12 protein-coding genes are annotated in these 23,469 nt (G+C 69.0%); 6 read left to right on the top strand and 6 right to left on the bottom strand.

Annotated features, from left to right (window positions below; translation table 11 throughout):
* Window positions 1–28: 28 nt before the first annotated feature.
* Entirely contained in the window at window positions 29–658 is a 630-nt protein-coding gene (locus tag ACZ4IF_RS14035; protein WP_467562533.1) for a class I SAM-dependent methyltransferase, read from the bottom strand.
* Between the two features lie 284 nt (window positions 659–942).
* Here ACZ4IF_RS14035 and ACZ4IF_RS14030 point away from each other — a divergent pair, with 284 nt between their 5' ends.
* Window positions 943–1,527, top strand: a complete 585-nt coding sequence (locus ACZ4IF_RS14030; RefSeq protein WP_467562531.1) for a YrhB family protein — start codon at window positions 943–945, stop codon at window positions 1,525–1,527.
* 183 nt (window positions 1,528–1,710) lie between these two features.
* On the opposite strand, the gene ACZ4IF_RS14025 is transcribed toward ACZ4IF_RS14030, so the two are convergent.
* Complete coding sequence (locus ACZ4IF_RS14025) at window positions 1,711–8,763, bottom strand: glycoside hydrolase domain-containing protein (RefSeq protein WP_467562529.1); 7,053 nt, start codon at window positions 8,761–8,763, stop codon at window positions 1,711–1,713.
* A 258-nt stretch (window positions 8,764–9,021) separates the two neighbouring features.
* On the opposite strand from ACZ4IF_RS14025, the gene ACZ4IF_RS14020 reads away from it, so the two are divergent.
* Window positions 9,022–9,369, top strand: coding sequence for a hypothetical protein (locus ACZ4IF_RS14020; protein ID WP_467562527.1), 348 nt, complete (start codon window positions 9,022–9,024; stop codon window positions 9,367–9,369).
* 148 nt (window positions 9,370–9,517) lie between these two features.
* Here the strand turns inward: ACZ4IF_RS14020 and ACZ4IF_RS14015 are convergent, their stop codons facing one another.
* Complete coding sequence (locus ACZ4IF_RS14015) at window positions 9,518–10,249, bottom strand: dienelactone hydrolase family protein (protein ID WP_467562525.1); 732 nt, start codon at window positions 10,247–10,249, stop codon at window positions 9,518–9,520.
* Between the two features lie 274 nt (window positions 10,250–10,523).
* Between ACZ4IF_RS14015 and ACZ4IF_RS14010 the strand changes: the two genes are divergently transcribed.
* From ACZ4IF_RS14010 to ACZ4IF_RS14000, 3 genes are all read left to right on the top strand, one after another.
* Entirely contained in the window at window positions 10,524–10,940 is a 417-nt protein-coding gene (locus ACZ4IF_RS14010) for a hypothetical protein (protein WP_467562523.1), read from the top strand.
* Between the two features lie 251 nt (window positions 10,941–11,191).
* Window positions 11,192–12,097, top strand: a complete 906-nt coding sequence (locus tag ACZ4IF_RS14005; RefSeq protein ID WP_467562521.1) for a universal stress protein — start codon at window positions 11,192–11,194, stop codon at window positions 12,095–12,097.
* Between the two features lie 252 nt (window positions 12,098–12,349).
* Window positions 12,350–13,564 (top strand): glycoside hydrolase family 3 N-terminal domain-containing protein, encoded by a 1,215-nt coding sequence (locus tag ACZ4IF_RS14000; protein ID WP_467562519.1) that lies wholly within the window; start codon window positions 12,350–12,352, stop codon window positions 13,562–13,564.
* 180 nt (window positions 13,565–13,744) lie between these two features.
* Here ACZ4IF_RS14000 and ACZ4IF_RS13995 read toward each other — a convergent pair whose 3' ends face one another.
* The 3 genes from ACZ4IF_RS13995 to ACZ4IF_RS13985 all read right to left on the bottom strand — a co-directional run bounded on the left by ACZ4IF_RS13995 (window position 13,745) and on the right by ACZ4IF_RS13985 (window position 21,443).
* On the bottom strand, window positions 13,745–16,219 hold the full coding sequence (locus tag ACZ4IF_RS13995) for a SpoIIE family protein phosphatase (RefSeq protein ID WP_467562517.1): 2,475 nt from the start codon (window positions 16,217–16,219) through the stop codon (window positions 13,745–13,747).
* Window positions 16,220–16,500: 281 nt separating this feature from the next.
* Window positions 16,501–17,217: a response regulator gene (locus tag ACZ4IF_RS13990; RefSeq protein ID WP_467562515.1), complete on the bottom strand. Its 717-nt coding sequence runs from the start codon at window positions 17,215–17,217 to the stop codon at window positions 16,501–16,503.
* Window positions 17,214–21,443: a HAMP domain-containing protein gene (locus ACZ4IF_RS13985; RefSeq protein WP_467562513.1), complete on the bottom strand. Its 4,230-nt coding sequence runs from the start codon at window positions 21,441–21,443 to the stop codon at window positions 17,214–17,216. The genes ACZ4IF_RS13990 and ACZ4IF_RS13985 overlap by 4 nt, the downstream gene beginning before the upstream one ends.
* Before the next feature lie 216 nt (window positions 21,444–21,659).
* Between ACZ4IF_RS13985 and ACZ4IF_RS13980 the strand changes: the two genes are divergently transcribed.
* Complete coding sequence (locus ACZ4IF_RS13980) at window positions 21,660–23,465, top strand: SpoIIE family protein phosphatase (RefSeq protein ID WP_467562511.1); 1,806 nt, start codon at window positions 21,660–21,662, stop codon at window positions 23,463–23,465.
* The last annotated feature ends 4 nt before the right edge of the window (window positions 23,466–23,469 follow it).

Below are 23,469 nucleotides of genomic sequence, written 5' to 3'. Positions count from 1 at the left end.
ACCCCCGAAGAACTTCGAGCGCCGACCACTAAGGGCGGCGGGCCAGCACATGGGTGTCGAGGAAGCCACGCTCCGAGGCCGGGTCGTGGAGCAGCCGGGCGACCGTGAGGAGCCCGGCCCCGGTCAGCAACTCGGCGAACCGGTCCACCGGCCAGCTGTAGGCGGGTGCCACCTTGTGGTCGAAGCGGACCGGCTCCGGTCCCTCGGTCCCGAAGAGCGAGACCAGGAGCAGGCCCCCTGGCGCCAGGACACGCACCTGCTCGGCGAGCAGTGCGGGGAGTTCGCCGGGTGGCGTATGGATCATCGAGTAGCGGGCCAGGACCCCGCCGAGCGCGCGGTCCTCGACCGGCAGGGCCTCCATTCGCGCCTCGTCGAACCGCAGCGCCGGATGGGCCCGCCGAGCGTGGTCGACCATGGCGGGGGAGAGGTCGAGCCCGAAGGCGTCCAGCCCCAAGTCGTGCAGCATGGCTGTCACATGTCCGGGCCCGCACCCGACATCGGCTGCCCGCAGGTTCCCCGTCTCGCGCACCAACTCGGCGAAGGTGCCGACCATGGCCCGCGCGAACGGCTGAGTCTCCAGCCGGTCGGCGAACATCGACGCATAGAGCTCGACGACACCGTCGTAGGCCGCCCTGGTTTCGTCCTGGTGTTCCACCACGGGAAAGAAGCTAACATCCGCGCCGTGCACAGCAGTTCGCGAGGCTGTTCCCCGGCGCCACGCCGACCCCCTCTCCCGGGGACTGACGATCCGGTCGCCCTCTGACGGGACAACCCGAGTAGTTCGGAGAAGGCACATGCCGGGCGAGACCGGTACTGATGCAGCGCACTTGTGCCGTGGCTGTCGCATTCCTGAGCACGTAGGTCCGTCAGGCCCATCGCACGTGGTTCTGAGCCGTGCGAATTCGCTGGCCCCGCGAGCGGGGCTCAGGGGATGCTGCACGCGTGATCGAGCGAGAAGCCGCCGTTCGGACGGTCGAAGCACAGCTGGAACGCGACTACCGGCAGTGGCGGGCTGTGAGCGTGGACGCGATGCGCATGGCCGTGGTCGACGTCGAAGAGCATGAGCTGGTCTGGATCGTCTCCTGGCAGTCCGAGGAGTTCGTACGCACTCGGAACCCTGAGTACATGCTGGCCGGCAATGGGCCGTACCTGGTCGACCGCGTCGACGGGGGACTGCACCAGATCGGCGTCGTCTCCGCGATGACCGGGGAGTGGGAGGCCGACTACCGAGCCCGGATACGCGGTCTGCCGGTGCGTACCGCAGTGGACGAGCTGCACGATGCGCTGCACGAAACCGTCGCGGAGCGCGGACGCATGCACGCTGTGCGGACACTGCGCCAGAGGCTGCCCTCGCTCTCGCCCGCGGAAGCCATCGAGTACGTCAACGCGTTGCTGGACGGTGAGGCACCCGCGCACCTCGCGGCCGTCGCCACCAAGGAACTCGTGGAGCCTCTCAACCCGGTACTCGCCGTGGAGACCATTCTGAGTGCGGCGGTGATCCGATCCGGTCGGAGAAGTGACGGGTGACCGGCAGGCCGGTCGGCGTGTCGAAAGCGCCGAACGGGCCCGTGGACAGCGGTGACACGACGCCGGCGGCCCCTTTGGATGAACCACCGTGGTGCATCCAAAGGGGCCGATCGCTACCGGCGTCGCTGCGCGAGGATCAGCAGGACCCTGGCGCCGCTCCACGACGTCCGGCTGGTCGCGGGATCACCGCGTGCCGCCGGCGCCGCGGGTCCTGAGGGGCTCCGCCCACTCCGCCGCCGGCGACCAGAGTCCGGTGCCGTCGGCGGAGCCTGCTCCGTTGCCTGCGGGGTTCCACAGGCTGGATGCACCGGCGTCGCGGTCACCGCCGTTGCCTCCGGCCGCGACCGGCCGGTCATCGCGGTCCGTGGGCTGGAACCCGACCGTGTAGGTCCTGGTGATCGAACCGTTGGCCGAGGTCACCTTGATGGTGCGGGTGGAGAACCGGGAGCCGGCCGACGAGAGGACCGGACTGCCGTCGGTGACCTTGACCCGAGCGCCGGACTGGGCCGGAGTGGCGGACACGGCCGGGATCCTCTTGTTCTTCGGCCAGTCGACGACATACGTGGACACGTTCGGATCGAACCCGTCGATCGCGACACCTCCGACGGTGATCGACCTGGCGTCGGCGACACTGGCTTTGGTGGCGTCCGAGAAGTTCTTCACCGTGACCGACCCGTCGGCGCCCACGACCACCTCGGCCGCCATCGCCGCCGCCAGGTTGATCCGCTGCCAGCCGGCCCGGCCGTCCCGGGTGAGGTCGAGCGGGTACCCGGAATCCGTGGCGGTCTGCTCCAGGATCTGGGTGCGCTGTTCCGCGGTGAGGTCGGGGAAGGACGTGAGCAGCAGTGCCGCCGCGTCGGACGGCGCCTTGAGAGCCTGCCCGGCCTTCCCGACCTGGGAGAAGCCGTAGGTCAGGCGCCGCGTGTACAGGTCGACGTCCTGTGCCTTGCTCAGGCCGGCGTAGGCGTCGCCCTCGCAGGCCTCGAGGGTGTCGCCGTATCCCTGCTGCTCGCACTGCGCAAGCAGTACGTTCTCCATCTCGGTGTGGGCCTGCATCAGCAGATCAGCGAACTCGGGATCCGCCCAGCGGTGCGCGACGGTGGCCTGTCCGGAGATCCGGCCGCCCATGACGTCCAGCGGGTAGTGGAACCCGAGGACGATGCGGTTGTTCCCGTACTCCGAGGTGCGCGCGAGGATCGACGGTGCGAGCTCCGGCAGGAGCGTGGCGAGGATGGTGCCTGCCTCGTAGCCGCCGTAGGTGTGGCCGCTCGGGTACGAGCCGCTGGTGGTGAGGCTTCCGTACGAGCCGTCCTGCGATTCGTAGACGAGGCCGCCGTCGCCGACGAACCCGAGTCGTACATACGGGCGCAGGTAGCCGTAGTGGTTCTTCGCCGCGTCGCCCTTGTCGAGGCTCTTCGTGACGCGGGAGAACAGGGCGCTGGTCTTCGGCAGTCGGCCGCCCTTCAGGGCATCGCTGTAGATCTGGCCGAGCCGGGAGCCGAGGCCGTCGGCCATCGTGACGGTGGAGCTGTTGGTCGCGTCGACCTCGGCCCGGTCGACCTCCTTCTGCGTCGCCGCGTTGTTGATGCGTACGGCGATCCGGTCGTTCTCAGCGGTCGGCCGGGTGCCCTGAGACACCTTGGTGTTGGCGCCGAGGATGTCGGAGTCGAGGTCGTCGATACCGTTGAGCAGGTCGTAGAAGTAGTCGGTCCCGTCGCCGGCCCCCGGCCACTTGTCCGACGCGTAGGTCGCGTTCAGTGTGTCGTCCGGGAAGGGGGACGGCACGTACGTCGGGTCGGAGGCGTCCGCCGAGACGGTTGCGGCGGAGGTGTGCGCCGGCGTGGTCGCGGGGGAGTCGTCCGAACTTCCGGCCAGGGTGAGCGCGGTGACGGTCGCGGTGTGCGCCTTCGCCTTGCCCGCGGCCGCGAGCAGCGCCGTGTGCGTCGTGGCGGAGACGTGTGTCGTGGTGCCGTCGCCGAGGGCGACGGTGTAGCCGATGTTCGGGAACCCGCCGTCGCCGGCCGGCCGCCAGGTCACACGGACCAGTCCGCCGTCGGTGATCACACCCGTGACAGTCGGCTTCTGCGGCTTGCCGCTGTCGGTCACCACGGGTGCGGTGGCCGCGCTCGGCTGCGAGGCGCCGAGGTCGTTCACCGCACGGACGCGCGCCGTGTACGGCTTGCCCGTCCGCAGCCAGGTGAACGTCGTGCTCCGGCTGTTCGGATCGCGGATCTCGACCTCGTGACCGTCGTCCAGGGTCACCCTGTAGCCGGTGATCGGGGAGCCGCCGGTGTCTTTCGGCGCCGGCCAGGCGACGCTCACACTCGTGCCGGACGACGTCGCCGACACCGCGTCAGGCGCGGCGGGCACCGTCTTGGGCTTCGTGGCGAGTGCGGACATGGCGTGCTGGAGCGCGTCGTACCCTGCCGTCAGGCTCGCGTCCGTCGCCGTGTCGCTCACCAGCGCGGTCTTCGCCTCGGCGAGTGCCTTGGTGAACGCCGTCCACGAGGCGTCCGTGTAGCGCGCGTTGTCGAGGGCCGAAGCGGTCGTGACCAGGTCCTCCAGTCGCAGCCTGGGCAACGGCATCAACTGTTTGGCGGCGAGGGTGAGGCTGCGGGTCCGGGTGTCGACTTCGAGCTGGGTCGTGGCGTCGGCGTCGACGAGGGTGCGGGCGGCGGCGAGTTCGCGCCGGTACACACCGAAGTCGATCGTGTCGTAGCGCGCCGCGTCGGCGGAGAGCCCCTCGTACTGCCCGATCGCCTTGCGCAGGGCGGACCTGTCCGTGACGGCGGGCGTCTCGACGTGGTCGAAGGTGACCCGGCCCAGGTTCGCGACGTACGGGTGCGAGGAATCCGGGTTCGTCGTCAGCCGCAGGTAGACGGTGTGCGTGCCCGTGATCGCCTTGGGCAGCGTCAGGCTCGTCGTCCCTCCGGACGACCACGCGGCTCCCGTGACCGGCAGCGGCACGGTCGCGTACGGCGTGCCGGGGTCGGCCGCGTCGAAGGAGTCGAGGTAGAGCTGGACGGCGGAACCGGTGCCGCAACGGGCGGAGTTGTTGACGTAGGTGATGGTGACGGTGCTCTTCGAGGAGCTGCCGAAGTCGATGTCCCCGTAGTCGAGCCAGGCTCCGTCGTAGGTGCCGCCGAGGTCGGTGGTGGAACCTGCGCCGGTCCAGCCGACCGGCTCGCTCTTGAGCCCGCCGCCGCTGTTCGAGCGGAACGCGGTGGCGTCGAAGCCGACGGGGGCGTCGGCGTCCTGCGTCAGGGTCAGGGAGTAGATGTTCCCCACGTAGGGCTGGGAGGACGACTGTGTGCTGGAGACGAAGTCGGCGTACACGTCCTGGACGCCGGTGAAGACGCTCGGGTCGAGATGCACACTTGTGGTGGCGATGGTTCCCCAGCCCGAACCGCTGTAGTCGAGGGGGGCGTTCACGGTCTTCGGGCCGTCCTTCGAACCGAGGTGCAGTTCGATGTGTGAGTCCGACGCCGCACGCGACTGAGGTTTGTCATAGCGGACGGTGACGGTGTCGGCGCCGTCGCGCAGGTCGGTGTCCTTCCATTCCGCCCACGCGCCGTTCGTGACGTTCTCGAAGATGCCGTTCGAGAGGTTGAGCGGAGCCGAACCGCCGCCGGTCGTGGTGCTGTTGACCGCGGTCAGCGTGGCGAGTGTGGTCGCGGGGGACGTGGAGACCTCGTACGGCGAGAACTGGTACCAGTCGAAGTTCGAGACCCACTGCTGGCCGGCCGGGGCGTGGAACACGAACGTCGCGCTGGACGCACCCATCAGGGCGTCCGGGTCGGTGACGGCCGCCTGCACCGTGCTGTAGTACTGCCAGCCGCCGGTTCCGGGAAGCTGGACGGTGGCGACGAGGGGCCCGTCGGCAGCGCCCGCATGGATGTCGACACTGCTCGGCTTCGCGTTGGGCGCCTGCGAGTTCGCGTAGCGGACCGAGATGGTCCGCGGGGCGACCCCGCCGAAGTCCAGTTCGGTGAAGCGCTCCCACGAACCCTCGGTGACGCCACCGAGATTGCCGTCCGAGTTGTTCTTCTCGCTGGTGAGGCTGGGGCCTTCCTTCTGGTCGGGGGACTCGGCCTGCAGGACGGCGTAGCCGCCCTCGTCGATGGTGAGGGTGTCGACGGCCGACTGCAGCGCGTCGTCCGCGGCCATGATCGTGCCCGTCACGGAGTCGGTGTCCGCGAGGACGGTCCGCGCGCGTTCGAGCGCCGAACGGAACAGTGTCCAGGAGCCGGCGGAGTAGTGGCCGCTGCGCACCAGGGACGCCTGGTCGACGAGTGCCCGAAGGGTCTTGCGGTGCACCGCGGCGGCGGAGACGACGAGCGGGTCGGTCGGGGATATCCCGGTGCCACGCACCGTCGAGGCCGGTACGCCGTGGGCGAAGGACTCGTCGTGGAACGTGATGCCGATGTGCGCGTCGACCTGCGTGGCGCCGGTGAACGACAGCGTCGCCGTGCGCGAGCCGGTGACGCGGAGATCCGCCGTGACACCGCCCGGCAGGCCGGTCACGGTCGCCGCTCCGGTCCTGGTCAGGCTGGTTCCCTTGCGGGCGGCGAACGACGCCGGTCCGGACAGGGTGAGCTTCACGGCGCCGTCGACGGTGCCGTCCGCGTCGGTGTCGACGGTGCCCGGACGGGCGGAGACGATGGTGTCGCCCTTGCCCGTTCCGGCGCCGCCGTCACCCGTGTCGCCGGAGTCGGTGTCGAGCGAGTACGCGGGCTCGGTGCGGGCGCCCCACTGGGAGGGCTTGGAACCCATGGTGAAGTCCAGGGTTCCGCCGGAGATGATCTGCGAGTAGTCGAGCCACGTGTTGTCGAACCGCTTGCCGTTGAGGGTCGCGCTCTGCACGTAGTAGTCGCTCGGCGACACGCCGTCGGCCTTCACCGTGAACCGGGAGCCATTGGCGTAGCTGATCGTCGTGGAGTCGAAGAACGGGCTGCCGATCTGGAACTGGCTGGACCCGGCGGTCACCGGGAACAGGCCCAGGGCGGCGCCGACGAACATGGTCGACATGGTGCCGGCGTCGTTGTCCATGGTCGGCAGGAAGCCGTTCGGGGAGAGCTTGTAGACCTGGGTCCTGACCGGAGGGGTGAACTGGCCGCCGGAGCTGGGGGCTTCGTTCGTCGAGCCCGTCGCGATGTAACGGTTCCAGGTCGTGCCGGTGTAGATGGCGCGCACCCACTTCTGCGTCAGGCTCGGCTCGCCGACGTAGTTGAAGAGGTACGGGGCCTGCAGGTCGATCTCGTTGGCGTTGGAGTGCAGCATGGTCGAGCCGTCGTCGACGCTGGAGTCCTCGCCGAACATGTGCCTGACCGCGGCCTTGCCGGCCTTCTCGCCGCCCATGGCCTTGATGAGGCCGCCCATGTCGTACGCGTCGTACCAGTGGTACTGCCACAGCGTGCCCTGGTAGAGGCCGGCCGCCTCGAACTTCTCGTAATCGGCGCTCTGCCAGTCGCCGTTCGCGGCGCGCGGGGTGAGCAGACCGACCTTGGTGCCGTCGGACGCGGTCCAGGCACCTGACTTCACGAGGTTGTCGATCGCCATGGTCGACCGGGTACGCAGCTTCTTCGCGTCCGCGTCCTTGCCGAGCGCGTCGGCGATGACGGACAGGGCCCACTGGTCGTAGCCGCGCTGGACGGTCGTACCGGGATCCCCGGTGACGTAGCCCTGCCGCAGCTGTGCTCCCGTGTAGTACCCGGAATACGACAGCAGCGCCGGGTACGCCTCGTCGAGCCGGTCGAAGTTCTTGAAGCCCTTCGACAGTGCGTCGGCGACCAGCACGGCCGAACGCTCCCAGCGCACGGTCGGAACCGAGTGGGTGAGGCTGCCCAGGCTCTTGCCCGAGGTGCGCGTGTCGGCGAAGAGCACGATCAGCGACTGCACCATGTCCCGGTAGGTGGCCGGGTCGATGTACGCCTCGACGGAGTACTTGCGGAAGTCGTCCCAGGTGGACCAGCCGTCGTAGTACGTGAAGCCGTTCGCCTTGTGCACCGCGCCGTCGGCGCCGCGGTACGTACCGCTGGTGCTGGTGGCGTTCACCGGCAGTGCGTACATGCGGTACAGGTGCGTGTAGAACTCCTTGGTGAGCGTCGACCCGGGGTCGGACTTCGCCGAGGAGCGCACGTCGACGGCGCCGAGCGCGCTGTTCCACTCCGCCTTCGTCTGCGCGCGGGCCTGGTCGAAGGTGAGGTCGCCCACCTCGCTGTGCTGGTCGGTCGCGGCCTGCTCCGCGCTGATCGGCGACAGCGTGATGCGCAGTTCGACGTCGTCCCCGTGGGACTTGTCGAACCCGAGGACGGCGCCGGTGTCGGAGCCGTCCTGCGCGGTCGCGTCGCTCAGCCTGCCGTCGCTGCCCCAGCTCTTCAGGGAGGTGACGGGGACGTTCGTGGTGGCGTCGTAGTACAGCTTGTACGAGGCGCCGTTGAACGAGCCCGCGATGAGCCCGGTGATCGACGTGGTCCCGTCCGGGAGCGTCGTCGCCTTCATGGTCGAGCGGGTGCGGCTGGTGAAGTTGTTCGCGAGGTCGAGGACGAGCTCCGGGTCCGACCCGGCGGGGAAGCTGTACCGCTGCAGCGCCGTGCGCGTCGTCGCGGCCGTCTCGGCCTTGATGGTGCCGGAGTCCTGCTTCACCGACGACCCGGTCCCGGAGATGGCCCCGAGGCCCACCTGGTAGTAGCCGGGCGTCGCGGTCTCGTCGTCGTGGCTGTACGCGTGGGCGTACGTGCTGGGGGCGGGCCGCTTGTCGTACTGCACGGAGGTCGGGACGACGAGCAGGTCGCCACCGCCTCCCGAGCCGCCGACACCGTCGAGGTTGGTCGCGGTGAACCCGGCGATGTGGTCCTCGTTGTGGTCGTACCCGGTGTGATTGCGGTCCGGCGTGGTCAGCGGGTTGACCTTGGCCAGTCCGTGGGGGGCCTGAGCGCCTGGCAGGTCGTTGCCGTCATCGCCCGCGGTCGACACGAACGGGTCGACAAGTCTCGTGTAGTCCGTCCCGCCGGACCCCGCGGCCGTGGCTGCGACGGGCACTGCCACGGCCGCGCCGCCACCCGCCAGCGCGGCGACGCCGAGCGCTCCGGTGAGCAGCGCCGCGATGGCCGCGCGCGCCGGCCGGCGACGCCTGCCGGCGGCTCTCACAGGGATCACGCGAGGGAAGGGGGGATGGGATCTGATGGGCACGTAACCTCTCCAGCGTTGCTCTTCGCACGCTCGGGTCGACCCCATCGTGTTGACAACGTTGTCATCTCGGGCCGCCGGGCGTGCAACCCAGAGTGAGACGGAAGTGAACACCCAGCATCGCACCCAAACATCGGATTGCACCCGCCTCGTTCACGACCGTCTGCCATGACACACGGAAGAGACGTACAGAGTACGAACAATGACCGAACAGTACGCGCGTGCCGGACGCCGCGAAGGCGATGCGGAGGAGAGGCAGTCGAGGACCGCGAGGTGGGTTCATCGAGGCGCGGCTAGGGTGCCGGCATGGCTGTCATGGAAGTCCGCAACGATTCAAAAGGCTGGCTCACGATGTGGCTCGAGCCACTCGGCGAGGATCGATGGCTCAGGCCTGACGAGACGTTCCGAGTCCGATCCGACTACAGCGGCGATGAGTTGGCGTTCTCTGTGGTCTTTTGGGTGGACGACGACGACCGGTCTGCAGGGATCGAGAACGTCGCCGTCTGGATCGAGGCCGGTGACTGCTACGCGGAGGTCGTCGACCGGGCGGGCCATATCGTCGAGTGCGGGCACCAGCGGCCCGATGAGGTGAACCGGCGATGGGGAGCCGCGCTCGAAGAGGCGCGAAAGCGCGCAGCGGAGCGCAAGGTCTGAGGAGAGTCCCTGGGCTGAGTGCGGCAGGGCGTAAGGGCCGCGCGGATCCGCACCCCCTTGCGGCGGAGGCGCTGCGTTCCTCGGGCGCTGACCGTGCCGATCGGGATCCTGGTCCCGATCGGCACGTCATCGACTGCGGCCGGACGTGTCAGCCGAGGTGCCTGGCAAAGAACCGAAGGGTGCTCTTCAGCTCGTGGGCCGGAACCTCGCCGTGCCTGCCCGGGTTGGCGTGCAGGGTCTTGTCGGCCGAGGCCAAGGCGTCGAACAGGGCCAGGCCTTGGTCTCGCGGCACCCGCTCATCGTCCCACTGCAGCAGGAACTGCACAGGAACGGTGATGCGCCCGGCAGGCTCGGCTGCTGCCAGCGCTCCGCCGAGTCCCAGTACCGCTGCGCGCACACGGGATTCGGCGGCGACGAACGGTACGCCGAGTCCACACCCCAGCGACACGCCCCAGTAGCCCACGGGGCCGGCGCCGACGTGGTCGAGTTGCTGAACCGCATCCAGAACCGTTTGCCATTCCGGGACGGTCCGGCGCGCCACGAGTGCCTGGAAGTCGGCCATCAACGGGGCCAGCTCCTCGCCGGCCGTCACGCGCGCCTGGTTTTCGGTCGCGATCCGGTCGTAGGTCTCGTCCGTGGGCCGGTCACCGTGGCCGGGCACGTCCACGGCCACCGCCGCGAATCCGTACGTGGCCACCAACGGGTGGGCCAGGGAAAGGATGTCAGGAGCCTTCTTGTGCCGGCCGCCCCCGTGTCCCATCAGGACGAGGGGCCGGGTGCCGACGGCGGCTTCCGGGGTCCAGAGCACACCGGGTATCTCGCCGAGGGTGAAGAGCTGTTCGCGGACGCCGTCACTCGACGTCGCAGAGCTGAAGCGCATAGCCATTCCGGCCTTTCAGGATGCCTTCTGCGGGCGCTCCCTAGACCATGCGAGAGAGGGAGCCCCGACCTGTCACAGCGTTGATCGGTCTCACCTCCGAAGCTCGTAGTGGTGCACGGCGCTGCGAAGCTACCATGCAGAACCTCAACCGCGCACACGTGCCATAGGGTTGACGCCTGGTGAGTGACGTGGACAGGCGACTCTCTGATTCAGGGATTCTCCGAGAACCGAGCAGGCTGGTGAACCTGTGCCCCGAACGCCATCCACGCCGCGCATGGTCTCCTTCGCGGCTTGGCGGAACCGCGCTCCTCATGCGGGCAACCCTGCCGATCGGCACTACGTCACCCTGGCGGAGCTCCTGGTACGTCTGGGGAGTTACGGGCTCGCTCTCACCTGGCGCGCTCGGTTCTCCGGTGATCACCCACACCCCGGCTTCGCTGACCTGATCAGGGCTTCATCCGGCGAGGGAATCCCCACGCTTGAGCTGCTGGCCATGGACGCGCCCCACCTGCAAGCAGTGGACGCAGACTTTGAAGGGTATGAGGGCGGCGAACTGGTGCTGACCCTGAGGGAGTTCGACAGTTCAAGCTGGGACGTCCGCACGGCGGACGAGTGGGTGCTGAGCGAGATCCAACAGCACTACCCGGATGCCGAACCGATGACGTCGGACGAATGGGACGTCACGAACTGAGCCCTGAGCAGCACGCCTTCCGCTTCAGAAGGTCCACGTCCAGGTCAGCTCGTCATCCCTGGGACATCACCAGGCGTCGGAAGCCGTGAAGCCGGGGGGCGTAAGGGCGGGCGGGGTCGGCGGGTCCGCCGCACCGAAAACGCCTGCAGGTTGGGCCGGTTGGCCTCCGGGCTGGGACCTGCGGCCCCTGCCCGGGGGCTTGCGCGGAGACGAGGCTCGCAGCAGAGCCCCCGATTCAAGAGGTGGAAATCATGACCCGCACCATCACCGTCGGCGTCGACGGTTCGAACGAGAGCCTGGCCGCCGCCGAATGGGCGGCCCGCGAGGCCGCGTTGCTGGGCCTGCCGCTGAAACTGGTGCATGTGTGGGAGCCGGTTCCCGCTCCGATGGCGGAGGCCCCGCTGCTCGGCGGGGAGACGCAGCAGCACTGGGCCGAGCGAATTCCGCGCGTGGCGGCCGAAGGCATTCGACTGCGACACCCCGGTCTCGACGTCACCACCGAGCAACGGTCCGGACACGCCGCCGACGTCTTGGCGGACGTGGCGAAGGACGTCGAACTGCTGGCGCTGGGCTCGCGCGGACTGAGCGGCGTCGGAGGCTTCATGGTCGGCTCGGTCGGGCTCTCCGTCGTGGCGCACAGCGAGCGGCCGGTCGTCCTGGTCCGGGCCGGGGAGCAGGCCGCTGACGAACACGAGGGGGACCCGGCCGGTATCCCGTCCGCCGCGTCCACGTTCCTGCCCGTCGTCCTCGGCGTCGACATCGAGAGCCTGGACGAGGGGTTGATGGAGTTCGCCTTCGCGGTGGCGGCCCGCCGCGGTACGTCCCTGAGGGTCGTGCACGGCTGGAACCCGCCTCCCTACTACGCCTACGGCCTCTCCGTCGACGTCGAACTCCACCGTGCCCTCGCTCACCGCGAGGCCGTTGCTCTGACCGAGCTCCTGAGCCCGTGGCGCGAGAAGCACCCGGACGTCGAGGTCACCGAGGAGTGCTACTTCGGCACCCCTGGCGAGCACCTCGTGGACGCCTCCCGCGACGCGTCCCTGGTCGTGGTGGGCCGCAGGATTCGCCGAAGCCCGCTCGGCGCCCACATCGGCCCGGTCGCCCACGTCGTCCTCCACCACGCCACCGCCCCCGTCGCCGTCGTGCCCCACGACTGACGACACGTCTCCCGAGCATCGCAACTCCCTCCCCCTGGGCAGCGTCGGTTCCACGGTCATCCAGCCGATCTCTCCAGCGCTGTAGCGGGTGCCGTCGTCGTTTCGGGCGTGGGTGATCCGGGGGTCCGCCGACACGGGAAAGGCTCTTGCATTCCAGCGGCGGATTCCCCACGCGTTGATACGATGCCTACGGCAACCGACCACCCGCTCATGATCCGAGCGGCCCGTCGCAGGCACACTCGGAGTCCCTTCATGGCATTGCACCGGTCGCTCGCCCACCCCTTCGGCACCAAGCGTTCCGTGTGGTTCGCGTCCTCGCTGGCGCTGTCGCTCGCGGTGGCGGGAGTGACGGGCGTGCAGATCTCGCAGGCCGCCATCGTCGACCCGTCCGGGACGCCCAAGAACCTGGCGGCGAATACGTGTGCCGACAGGACCTTCAGGGCATTGACGGTGCCGCAGCGTGTCGGTCAGCTCTTCATGGGATCGGTCACGCCGTCCGCTCCGGACAGCACGCGCATCGACCTCATGCGCAAGTACCACGTCGGCTCGGTGTTCCTGGCCGGCCGGAGCAGTGCCGGAACCACGGCGACCAACACCCTTGTCCAGGGTCTGCAGGCCAAGGCTGACAGCGCGGCGGGGCACCGCGTGGGCCTTCTGGTGTCGACGGACCAGGAGGGTGGACAGGTGCAGGTGCTGAGCGGGCCCGGGTTCTCGACCATCCCGAGTGCTTTGACGCAGGGAAGCTGGACGACGACGAAGTTGCGCAGCGAAGCCGCCGTTTGGGCCAAGGAGCTCAAGGCAGCCGGTGTGAATCTGAACCTGGCTCCCGTTGCGGACGTCGTACCTGAAAGCCTGGGCAGGGCCAACGCTCCGATCGGCCGGTACGACCGCGAGTTCGGGTACACCGCTGCGACCGTGGCCCCCCACAGCGACGCGTTTCTTGCGGGATCCGCCGAGTCCGGCGTGCTGGCCACGCTCAAGCATTTTCCGGGTCTCGGCTACGTACGAGACAACACCGACACCACGGCCAACGTCGTGGATACCGTGACGACGAGCGAAAGTTCGAGCATCACGACGTTCGAGTCCGGGATCAAAGCCGGAGCGCCGTTCGTCATGATCTCGTCCGCCACCTACAGCAAGATCGACTCGACTCATCGGGCCGCGTTCTCGTCGACGGTGATTCAAGGACTGCTGCGCAAGACTCTGGGCTTCAAGGGCGTGGTCGTATCGGACGATCTCGGCAACGCGGTGGCGGTGAAGGCCGTACCCGCGGGCGACCGGGCGGTGAAGTTCCTGTCTGCCGGCGGCGACTTGGTCCTCACGGTCGAACCGAAGCTGATCCCGGCCATGGCCCAGGCAGTACAGAGTCGCATGACGCAAAGCGCGACCTTCCGCGGGCAAGTGGATGCCAGCGTGCATCGCGTCCTGAACGCCAAGCAGAAGGCAGGCTTGCTGTCCTGCGGATGATCCGGACGCTGGGAGGTCTTGGGCATCCGCTCGATGCGGGCGTCCGTCGCCCACCTGCGGAGGCGGGTCCGCAAGCGTGGCTCTCAGGCCCTGCCGCCGCACCGATGCCCGCCCACCCACCGCGCCAGGTGTGGGGCGCGTCGGCACACACGCCGTGCGGCTGCCGGAACGTGTGACGGGTCAGGCGGACCGCTGCCCGGCCGGCCCGGGGAGGGAGAGTTCCGCCCAGATGACCTTGCCGTCCTCGGTGGAGCGGGTGCCCCAGCGCAGGGCGAACTGGGCGACGAGGAACAGTCCTCTGCCTCCTTCGTCACCCAGCCTGGCCCGTCGCATGTGCGGAGAGGTGCTGCTGTGGTCGGAGACGGCGCATATGAGCTTGTTCTCGGTGCGGATCAGGCGGAGCTCGATGGGGGCCTGGGCATGGCGGATGGCGTTGGTGACCAGTTCGCTGACGATCAGCTCCGCGGAGAACGACAGATCCTCGAGCCGCCACTGTGCCAGGCAGTCGTTGGTCAGTTTGCGCGCCTGTCCCACCGAGGCGGGATCGAAGGGGAGGCTGAGGGTGTCGACGTTCTCGGTGGCGATCGGGCGGGGTCGCGCGACGAGGAAGGCGACGTCGTCCGGCGAACGTTCCGGCAGCAGAGCTTGCTCGATGGTGTCACAGATTTCCTCCAGAGGCCTGTCGGGGTGGGCGAGAGCGAAGCTGATGCGTTCCAGTCCGGTGTCCGCGTCACCGTCGGCTGCCGTGAACAGGCCGTCCGTGTACAGGGCAAGGACACAGCCGTCCGGGACGTCCACCTCGGCCGACTCGAACGGCAGGCCCCCGATACCCAGCGGGGGACCCACGGGGATGTCGGGGAACTCCACCGCCTTGTCCGGGTGGGCGAGGGCGGGCGGCGGGTGGCCGGCGCGGGCGACGGTGGCGCGGCGCGTGACGGGATCGTAGATGCAGTACAGGCAGCTGGCGCCGACCACGCCCTCGACTCCGGTGGGGTGTGCCGCGTCGGCCTCTTCGGCCAGGCGCCGGACGAGGTCGTCGAGGTGCGTGAGCAGCTCGTCGGGCGGCAGGTCGATGTCGGCCAGCGTGTGGACGGCGGTGCGGAGCCGGCCCATGGTCGCCGCGGCATGGATGCCGTGGCCGATGACGTCTCCGACGACCAGTCCCACGCGGGCGCAGGCCAGGGGCAGGACATCGAACCAGTCGCCGCCGACCCCCGCCTCGGTGTCGGCAGGCAGATACCGGTACGCGGCCTCGACGGCCAGGTGGGGTTGCAGCTCGTGCGGGAGGAGGCTGCGCTGCAGCGCGAGCGCGGACAGGTGCTCGCGGGTGTAGCGGCGCGCGTTGTCGATGCAGACGGCGGCGCGTGCGGCGAGTTCCTCGACGAGCAGCAGGTCGTCGGAGGCGAAGGCATCCGGGGTGCGCCAGCGCATGAGGGTGGCCACCCCCATGGTGATCCCTCGTGCGCGCAGCGGAACGACCAGGTGTGAATGGACACCGAGGGTGCGCAGGCGGGCGCTGCGCGCGCTGTCCTGAAGCAGCCATGGGCTGGAGAGATCCAGGACGGTGTTGAGGACGGGGTGGCCGGTGGCGAGGCAGTGCCTCTGAGGGGAACCTTCCGGGTAGCCGACCGGCCGGCCGGGTGTGACGACGGCTTCGGGCAGGTCTTCGCGCACGGAGCGATGGACCGCCCTGCGCATGGCGCCGTTACGGCCGGGGCACCGTGCGTCGGGTTCCCTGTCGTCCAGTACATCTGCGAGCAGGTCGACGGCGGCGAAGTCGGCGACCTGCGGCACCAGCACCTCGGCCAGTTCCTGGACGGTCCGGTCGAGGTCGAGCGTGCTGCCGATCAGGACGCTGGCCTCGTTGAGCAGGGCCAGGCGCCGTTGTGCCTGGTACAGGTCGGTGACGTCCACCGACTCCTCGCACACACCCAGGGGCCGGCCTTCGTCGTCCTGCAGCCGGTAGTAGGACAGCGACCACACATGCTCGTGGTCCGGATCGGAGGGAGGGCGGCCCCGGTAGTGCAGTCCCACCACGGTCTGGCCGGTGCTGAGCACCCTGCTCATGATCTGGGTGACCGTGGTGGGGTGCTGCGCGGACAGCACCTGGCTTCCCGGATACAGCTCGTCTTCGCTGCGTCCCAGATAGTCGGCGAAGGGCCCGGGCAGCTCCTGCCGGGCGGCGGCGTTCGCCCAGGCCACCCTCAGGTCGGGGCCGTAGATCGTCATGCCCACCGGGGACTGCGTCGTGATGCCGTGCAGCACGGCCTGCTGGGTCTGCCAGGCCCTGAAGTCCTCGGCATCCGTGAGGAACAACAGGAACACCGGACCCGCGACCGTGTCGGCAACGCGGTGGCGGACCACCGCGGCTCGCAGCAGGTGGCCGCAGCGGTGACGGAAGGTGAGGTCGGGGCGACACCGGGAGGCCGGCTGCTGAGTGAGCCATGCCGTCGGCTCCTGCCCCTCGGCCTGTGCCGTCAGCGTATCGATCGAGTGCCCGAGCACTTCCTGCGCGCCGTAGCCGAGCAACTGCTCGGCCTCCGGACTCCAGCCGGTCACCACTCCCTGCCGGTCCAACATGACGGCGGCGGTCTCGAAGCTCTTCTGCTTGTCGCCGAGGCCGACCGCCTCGGGACCACTCGATGGTGTGGTCATGGCACGTCAGCCCTTCGCCACCCCGGTCGCCGGGCGGGCCCGCCCGCTGTCTCAAGGATCGACCCGTATCGCGTGAAGCACAAACGCCATGCCCTCGCCTCGTCGGGCCCGGAGGTCGCCCGCCGGCAGGTGGGCGGGGCGAGGCTCTGGACACGTGGTGGGTGCCGTGCGCCGGTAAGGCCGCCTCGGGTCCCTGAGCCCTGGCGCGGGCCGCCGGAGGTCGATGGCAGGTGTCAGGGCGGCGCCGGTGGACGGCCCATCCCGGTGACGGGCCCCTGCCGTCACTCGGGTCGCAGGAGCAGACCGCCGACCGCTCGTTCGAGTTCGGCCACGCGGTTGGCCAGGGTGGGGGCCTCAGAGCCTTTGGTGTCGCGCAGCAGGAGTTCGACCTGTGCCAGCTGCTCGCCGATCTCCGCCAGTCGTTCCTCCGGCCATGCAGTCGTGGGACTTGGTGCGGTCTCCGGTGACGGCGGTCGATTCTCGCTGCGCTCGGCGGGGGTCTGGTCCTCGGCCGCCCCTGTACGGTCCCTGAGGGTCGTGGCGGTCCCGGCCTCGGCGAAGAGGCGGCGCAACTGTTCCGCCTGGGCGGCCAGTTGGCGGTTCTTCCGATACAGGTCGAGGAAGATGCTGACCTTGGTACGCAGCAGCCACGGGTCGAACGGCTTCGTGAGGAAGTCCGCAACACCGATCGAATATCCGCGGTAGGCATAGTCCGCCTCGACCTCGGCCCCGGTCAGGAGGATGACCGGCACATCCTTGGTCTGGTCCAGACGCTTGATGTTCGCGGCGGTCTCGAAGCCGTCCATTCCGGGCATGAGGACGTCGAGCAGCACGACGGCGAAGTCCTCTCGCAGCATGGCTTTCAGCGCTTCCTCACCGGAGTGGGCGCGCACCAACTTCTGGCCGAGCGGGCCGAGCAGGGCCTCGAGCGCGATCAGGTTCTCTTCGATGTCGTCGACAATCAGGATGTTGCACTTCTCGGTCGCGTGTGTAGTCATGACCCCTGCCTCGACGGATCCACGTCGTCTTCGGCGACATCCTGCGCCTGCTCGGGCCGCGGACTCGCGGACTGACCCGGCGGGTCGAGCAGATCGCAGGCCACGGACAGCAGGTGGTCCACGTCCACGGGTTTCGGAACGTACTCCGAAGCGCCCGCTTCGAGGGCCTTCTCCCGGTCTCCCGGCATGGCCTTGGCGGTCAGCGCGATGATCGGTACATCGGCGAAGCGGGAGGACCGGCGCACGGCGGCGATGGTCTCGTACCCATCCATCTCGGGCATCATGATGTCCATCAGAATCAGCGAGATGGCGGGCACGCGGTCCAGCATCTCGAGACCTTCGCGTCCGTTCTCGGCGTACTTGGCGGTGATGCCCACCCGGCCGAGCACATGCATGAGCGCGAAGACGTTACGGATGTCGTCGTCCACGATGAGGACGGTGCGCCCGGCCAGCACCTTGTGTGGCCGACCGGTGATCCACTCCTTGAGCCGCGTGGTTTCCGGCCAGCTCGATGTGTCCCGGCCGGTGGCCGCTGCCGCCATGCCGACGGGTAGCTCCGGGACGCTCGTCGTCCGCGCCGGCGAGGGAGCGGCGAGCGGCCCGGCCGACAGAAGGGGGACGGGCGGCATGGTCTCCGCCCCCGGGCTCGCGGGGATCTTCATGGGTTCGGTCATGGGCGCGGTTTCTGCGCTGTAGCGCGCGGGCACGTACAGCGTGAACCGGGAGCCGACGCCGGGTTCGCTGTCGGCGACGATCCGGCCGCCCAGCATGCCGGCGATCTCCCTGCTGATGGAGAGTCCGAGCCCGGTGCCGCCGTACTTGCGGCTGGTGGTGCCGTCGGACTGCTGGAAAGCTTCGAAGATGACGGGCAGTTTCTCCCGCGGGATGCCGATGCCGGTGTCCTCGACACGGAACGCGAGGATCGGTTCGCTCGTCGGCAGTCCCTCCCGCTCGATCTCCTGGCCCGTTGCCCGCTCGACCCGCAGCTCCACGCTGCCCGAGGACGTGAACTTCACCGCGTTGGACAGCAGGTTCCGCAGAATCTGCTGGAGCCGCTGCTCGTCGGAATGCAGCTCGCTCGGCACGCCGTCCCCGATCGTGACGTCGAAGGACAGTCCGCGCTCGCTCGCGAGCGGCCGGAACATGGCATGTACGTAGTTCAGCAGCTTGGTCAGCGGCAGCTTCCTGGGATGGACGTCCATCCGGCCCGCCTCGATCTTCGACAGGTCCAGGATGTCGTTGATCAGCTGGAGCAGGTCCGATCCCGACCGGTGAATGGTGGCCGCGAAGTCCACCTCCTGTTCGTTGAGATGCCCGTCGGGGTTGTCCGCCAGCAGCCGGGCCAGGATCAGCAGCGAGTTCAGCGGGGTGCGCAGCTCGTGCGACATGTTGGCCAGGAACTCCGACTTGTACTGCGACGAGCTGGCCAGCAGGGCGGCCTTGTCCTCCAGCTCCGCGTTGGAACGGCGCAGCTCCGTGGTGAGCCGCTGCGACTCCGACAGCAGGGCCTCGGTGCGCGCGTTGGAGAGAATCGTGTTGATCGAGACGCCGATGGTGTTCACGAACTGGTCGATGAAGGCCAGGTGGACCTCGTTGAACCTGCTGAACGAGGCGAGTTCGATGACTCCGAGCACCTCGCCCTCGAACAGGATCGGAAGGACGACGATGCTGGTCGGCGGCGCCGAGCCGAGCCCGGACTCGATGCTGATGTATCCCGGCGGAACCGCGTCGACGAGGATGCGCTTCTTCTCCAGAGCGGCCTGGGCGATCAGTCCCCGCACCGGCTTCCTGGTGTCGGGGTGGGTGCTGTCGTCCGGGCCTTCGGCGCTGCCGTAATCGGCGATGAACTGCAGGCCCCGGCCGGGTTCGGCACCCGCCTCCGCCAGGAAGAACGCCCCGAACTGGGCGTTGACCAGTGGGGTGAGCTCACGCAGGATCAGGTCCGCGACCTCGACAAGGTCGCGGTGGCCCTGCATGAGTCCGGCGATACGGGTGAGGTTCGACTCCAGCCAGTCCTTGGCCCGGGTGGTTTCGCGGAGGGTGGAGACCATCAGATTGACGTTGTTCTTCAGCTCGTTGACCTCGCCGCTGGCCTCGACCGCGATCGAGCCGGTGAGGTCACCCTGGGCCACTGAGCTGGCGACCTCGGCGATGGCGCGTACCTGCGTGGTCAGGTTGAGGGCGAGTTCGTTGACGTTCGTCGTCAGCCGCTTCCAGGTGCCGTAGACACCCTCGACCCGTGCCTGGCCGCCCAGTTGGCCTTCGCTGCCGACCTCGCGGGCCACGCGCGTGACCTCGGCGGAGAACGAGGACAGTGTGTCGACCATGGTGTTGATGGTCGTCTTGAGTTCGAGGATCTCGCCGCGGGCGTCGACGTCGATCTTCTTGGACAGGTCGCCCTGGGCGACGGCGGTGGCCACCTGGGCGATGTTGCGGACCTGGGAGGTGAGGTTGTCCGCCATGAAGTTGACGTTGTCGGTGAGGTCCTTCCACACGCCGGAGACGCCGCCGACCTGAGCGCGCCCGCCCAGTTGTCCTTCGGTACCGACTTCGCGGGCCACGCGTGTCACCTCGTCGGCGAACGCCCGTAGCTGGTCGACCATCGTGTTGACGGTGTCCTTCAGCTCGAGGATCTCGCCGCGGGCGTCCACCGTGATCTTCTTCGAGAGGTCACCGTCGGCGACGGCGGTGGTGACCTGGGCGATGTTGCGGACCTGGGAGGTGAGGTTGGACGCCATGAAGTTGACGTTGTCGGTGAGGTCCTTCCAGACGCCGGAGACGCCGCGGACGTGTGCCTGGCCGCCGAGTTGTCCTTCGGTGCCGACCTCGCGGGCGACGCGGGTGACCTCGTCGGCGAACGCCGACAGTTGGTCGACCATCGTGTTGATGGTCGACTTCAGTTCCAGGATCTCGCCCTTCGCCTCCACGGTGATCGTCTTTCCGAGATCGCCCTGGGCGACGGCGGTGGCCACCTGGGCGATGTTGCGGACCTGGGAGGTGAGGTTGGACGCCATGAAGTTGACGTTGTCGGTGAGGTCCTTCCAGACGCCGGAGACGCCGCGGACGTGTGCCTGGCCGCCGAGTTGTCCTTCGGTGCCGACCTCGCGGGCGACGCGGGTGACCTCGTCGGCGAACGCCGACAGCTGGTCGACCATCGTGTTGATCGTCGACTTCAGTTCCAGGATCTCGCCCTTCGCGTCCACCGTGATCTTCTGGCTCAGGTCGCCGGTGGCGACGGCGGTGGTGACCTGGGCGATGTTGCGGACCTGGGAGGTGAGGTTGGACGCCATGAAGTTGACGTTGTCCGTGAGGTCCCGCCAGACCCCGGAGACGTCCCCGACGTGTGCCTGGCCGCCGAGTTGTCCTTCGGTGCCGACCTCGCGGGCCACGCGTGTCACCTCGTCGGCGAACGCCCGCAGCTGGTCGACCATCGTGTTGACCGTGAGCTTCAGTTCCAGCACCTCACCAGTGGCCTCCACCGTCACATGCTGGGTGAGGTCGCCGCGTGCCACCGCCGTCGTGACGACGGCGATGTCCCGGACCTGCGACGTGAGCCGGGACGCCATCGTGTTGACCGCCTCGATCACCCGGCGCCAGTCGCCGGAAAGACCACGTACGTGGGCGCGCCCGCCCAGCCGGCCTTCGGTGCCGACCTCGCGCGCCACCCGCGTGACCTCACCGGTGAACAGGGAGAGCTGGTCGACCGTGCGGTTCACGCAGCGTGCCAGACGTCGTAGATCGCCCCGGAGCTCGCGGCTGCCGTCGTGCAGGTCGACGCGCTGCGTCAGCTCCCCGACCGCCACCGCGTCCAGTACACGCGTGGCGTTCGACACCGGAGCCACCAAGGCCTCGAGGAGGGTGTTCGCGGATTCCACGCCCGTCACCCACGAGCCCTGCCCAGGGCTCGCCGAGAGGCGCTCGTCCAGTCTGCCGTGCCGTACGACCTCGCGGCGGACCCGCTGCAGTTCGCTGACCAGATGCTCGTTGCGCCCGGCGATCTGATTGACGATGCCGGCCACCTCCGCCAGGACGCCCTCCTCCGCACCGTCGACGCGCACGGTGAAGTCACCGTCGCGCAGTGATTGCAGAGCGGTGAGCACCGGACGCAAGTCGCTGCTGCGCACCCATGCGTCACCCGGGGGCGCGGGGGACGGAGCGGGTTCCGTGGCCTCGGGCGGGTCCGCGGCCGTGCTGCGCGCGTCGGCCGAAACCGGTTCGAGCGCCATGGCAGTCCACCCCCTGTCGTCAACCTGGGCAGATACGTCACACTATAGGCGGTAAGGGAAAAATGTGATGAAGGTCTCTTTAGGACATAAATGATCGCTATGCCTCCTCGGTCGGTTCTGCCCTCTGGATCGGTTCTGATCTCGCAACCTGACAGGTGCGTATCACGGACGACGCTGCAGGCGAACCAGCGGGCGGCCTCCGAGGCGCGCGCGTTCGTGCACGCCACCCTCGCTGAGCAGGCCGCCGTGGTCGGTACCGGGTCCCAGGCAGTCGCGGACGAGTTCGACGAGGTCAGAGGGGATGCCGAGCTGCTCGTCAGCGAACTCGCCACCAACGCCGTCATGCACGCCGGTACGGACTTCGACGTCATTTGCTCGATGGAAGGGGGCGGGAGCCGTTCGGGCGCGCGGGAGGAGACCGGTGCCTCGGCACCCGCGGACGACAAGGACGCCCCCGTCGCCGTGATCATCGAGGTGGCCGACCGACACCCCACACGGGCACTGCGCGCCCACGAGGACCTGCCCGGCCCGCGGGGCCTCGGGCTGCGGATCGTGGGCGCGCTGGCCACGTCATGGGGCGTGACCTACGGCCAGGACAAGAAGTCGGTGTGGTTCCGCCTGGAGGCCGCGGGGCAGGAGCGGCGCGGGGCACCCGAGCCCACGGCGTGCCCGCGGCGCGTCCAGGGGGACTCCGGGACAGGCGCATCGGCATCGGTCGGCGGCGGTGACGGGCTCATTGCCGAATGGCCCGACCCCGCGGGTCCCACCTTCCTCGCCGAGGGAAGCGAACTTCTCGCGGGCCAGCTCGACGAGGACCTGGTCGCCGCACTCGCGGGACAACTGCTCGTGCCCAGGCTCGCCGACTGGTGCGGCGTATGGCTGGCCGCGGAAGGCGGCCGTCTGCGCCTGTCCCAGGTCTGGCACGCCGAGGAATGGCGCATCGACGCGCTGCGCCACGAGCTGGAGAGAGAACGGCCGCCCACCGTTCTGAGCAGGGCGAGCATCCCTTGGCCCTGGCCGGAGACCGCCGGGGACGCGGGTACGCGGGGCTCGGCGCTCGCGTTTCCCCTGGTCGCGGACGGCGCCTGCCAGGGCGTTCTCCTCCTGGGCAAGTCCGGGCAGCTCCGCATGACCGGCAGTCTGGAGAACGTGGTGCAGGACGTGGCGCGGCGTATCGCGCAGTCGTTGATCACCGCCCGCCGCTACACCCGGCAGAAGACGATCAGCCGGGCTCTTCAGCGCAACCAGCTGCCCGAGTTCCTGGCCAGCATTCCGGGCGTCGAAACGGCCATCGTCTACGAGCCGCACGGCGAGGGCCAGACGGTCGGTGGCGACTTCTACGACCTGTTCCCGATGGGCGAGGGCCGTTGGGGTTTCCTGCTCGGCGACGTACAGGGCAAGGATGCGGAGGCGATGTCCGTCACCGGACTCGCGAGGTACCTGGTCAGACTGCTGGCGCGCGAGGGCCACGGCGTCGAGTCGGTGCTCCGGAGGCTGAACACCGCCATGGTGGAGGAGAGCGCGGGAGCCGTCGCGACCGGCGGCGAACAGGCCCGCCGGCGGTTCTTCAGCATGCTGTACGGGGAGCTGCAGCTCGGCCCGGGCGGCGACGGCCCCCTCTGCACGATCGCCAGTGCGGGACACCCGTTGCCCCTGCGCCTCTTGACCGATGGATCGGTCGTGGCCGCGGCGGAACCCAAGATGCTGCTCGGCATCGACAACGGCGCTGATTTCAAGTCCCGCTCCTTCAGCCTCGCGCCAGGTGAGACGTTGCTGTGCGTGACCGACGGCGTCACGGAGCGCCGAAGGGGGAACCGGCAGCTGGATGACGGCGACGGCCTGTCCGCGGTGCTCCGCGAATGCACCGGGCTGGGTGCGAAAGCCGTGGCCGAGCGTATCCGTCAGACAGCGCATTGTTTCGGCCCCAGCCCTGTCGAGGACGACCTCTCGATCCTGGTGCTGCAGGCGTTGCCCGTGGCGGGTGCACAAGCGGACACCGGGGAGCAGCGAGAGGCTCGCTGAGCAG

This window comes from Streptomyces sp. NPDC025784 (assembly GCF_055558435.1).
The sequence above is the reverse complement of the archived record's forward strand: the minus strand, read 5'-3'. Positions and strand labels throughout refer to the sequence as shown.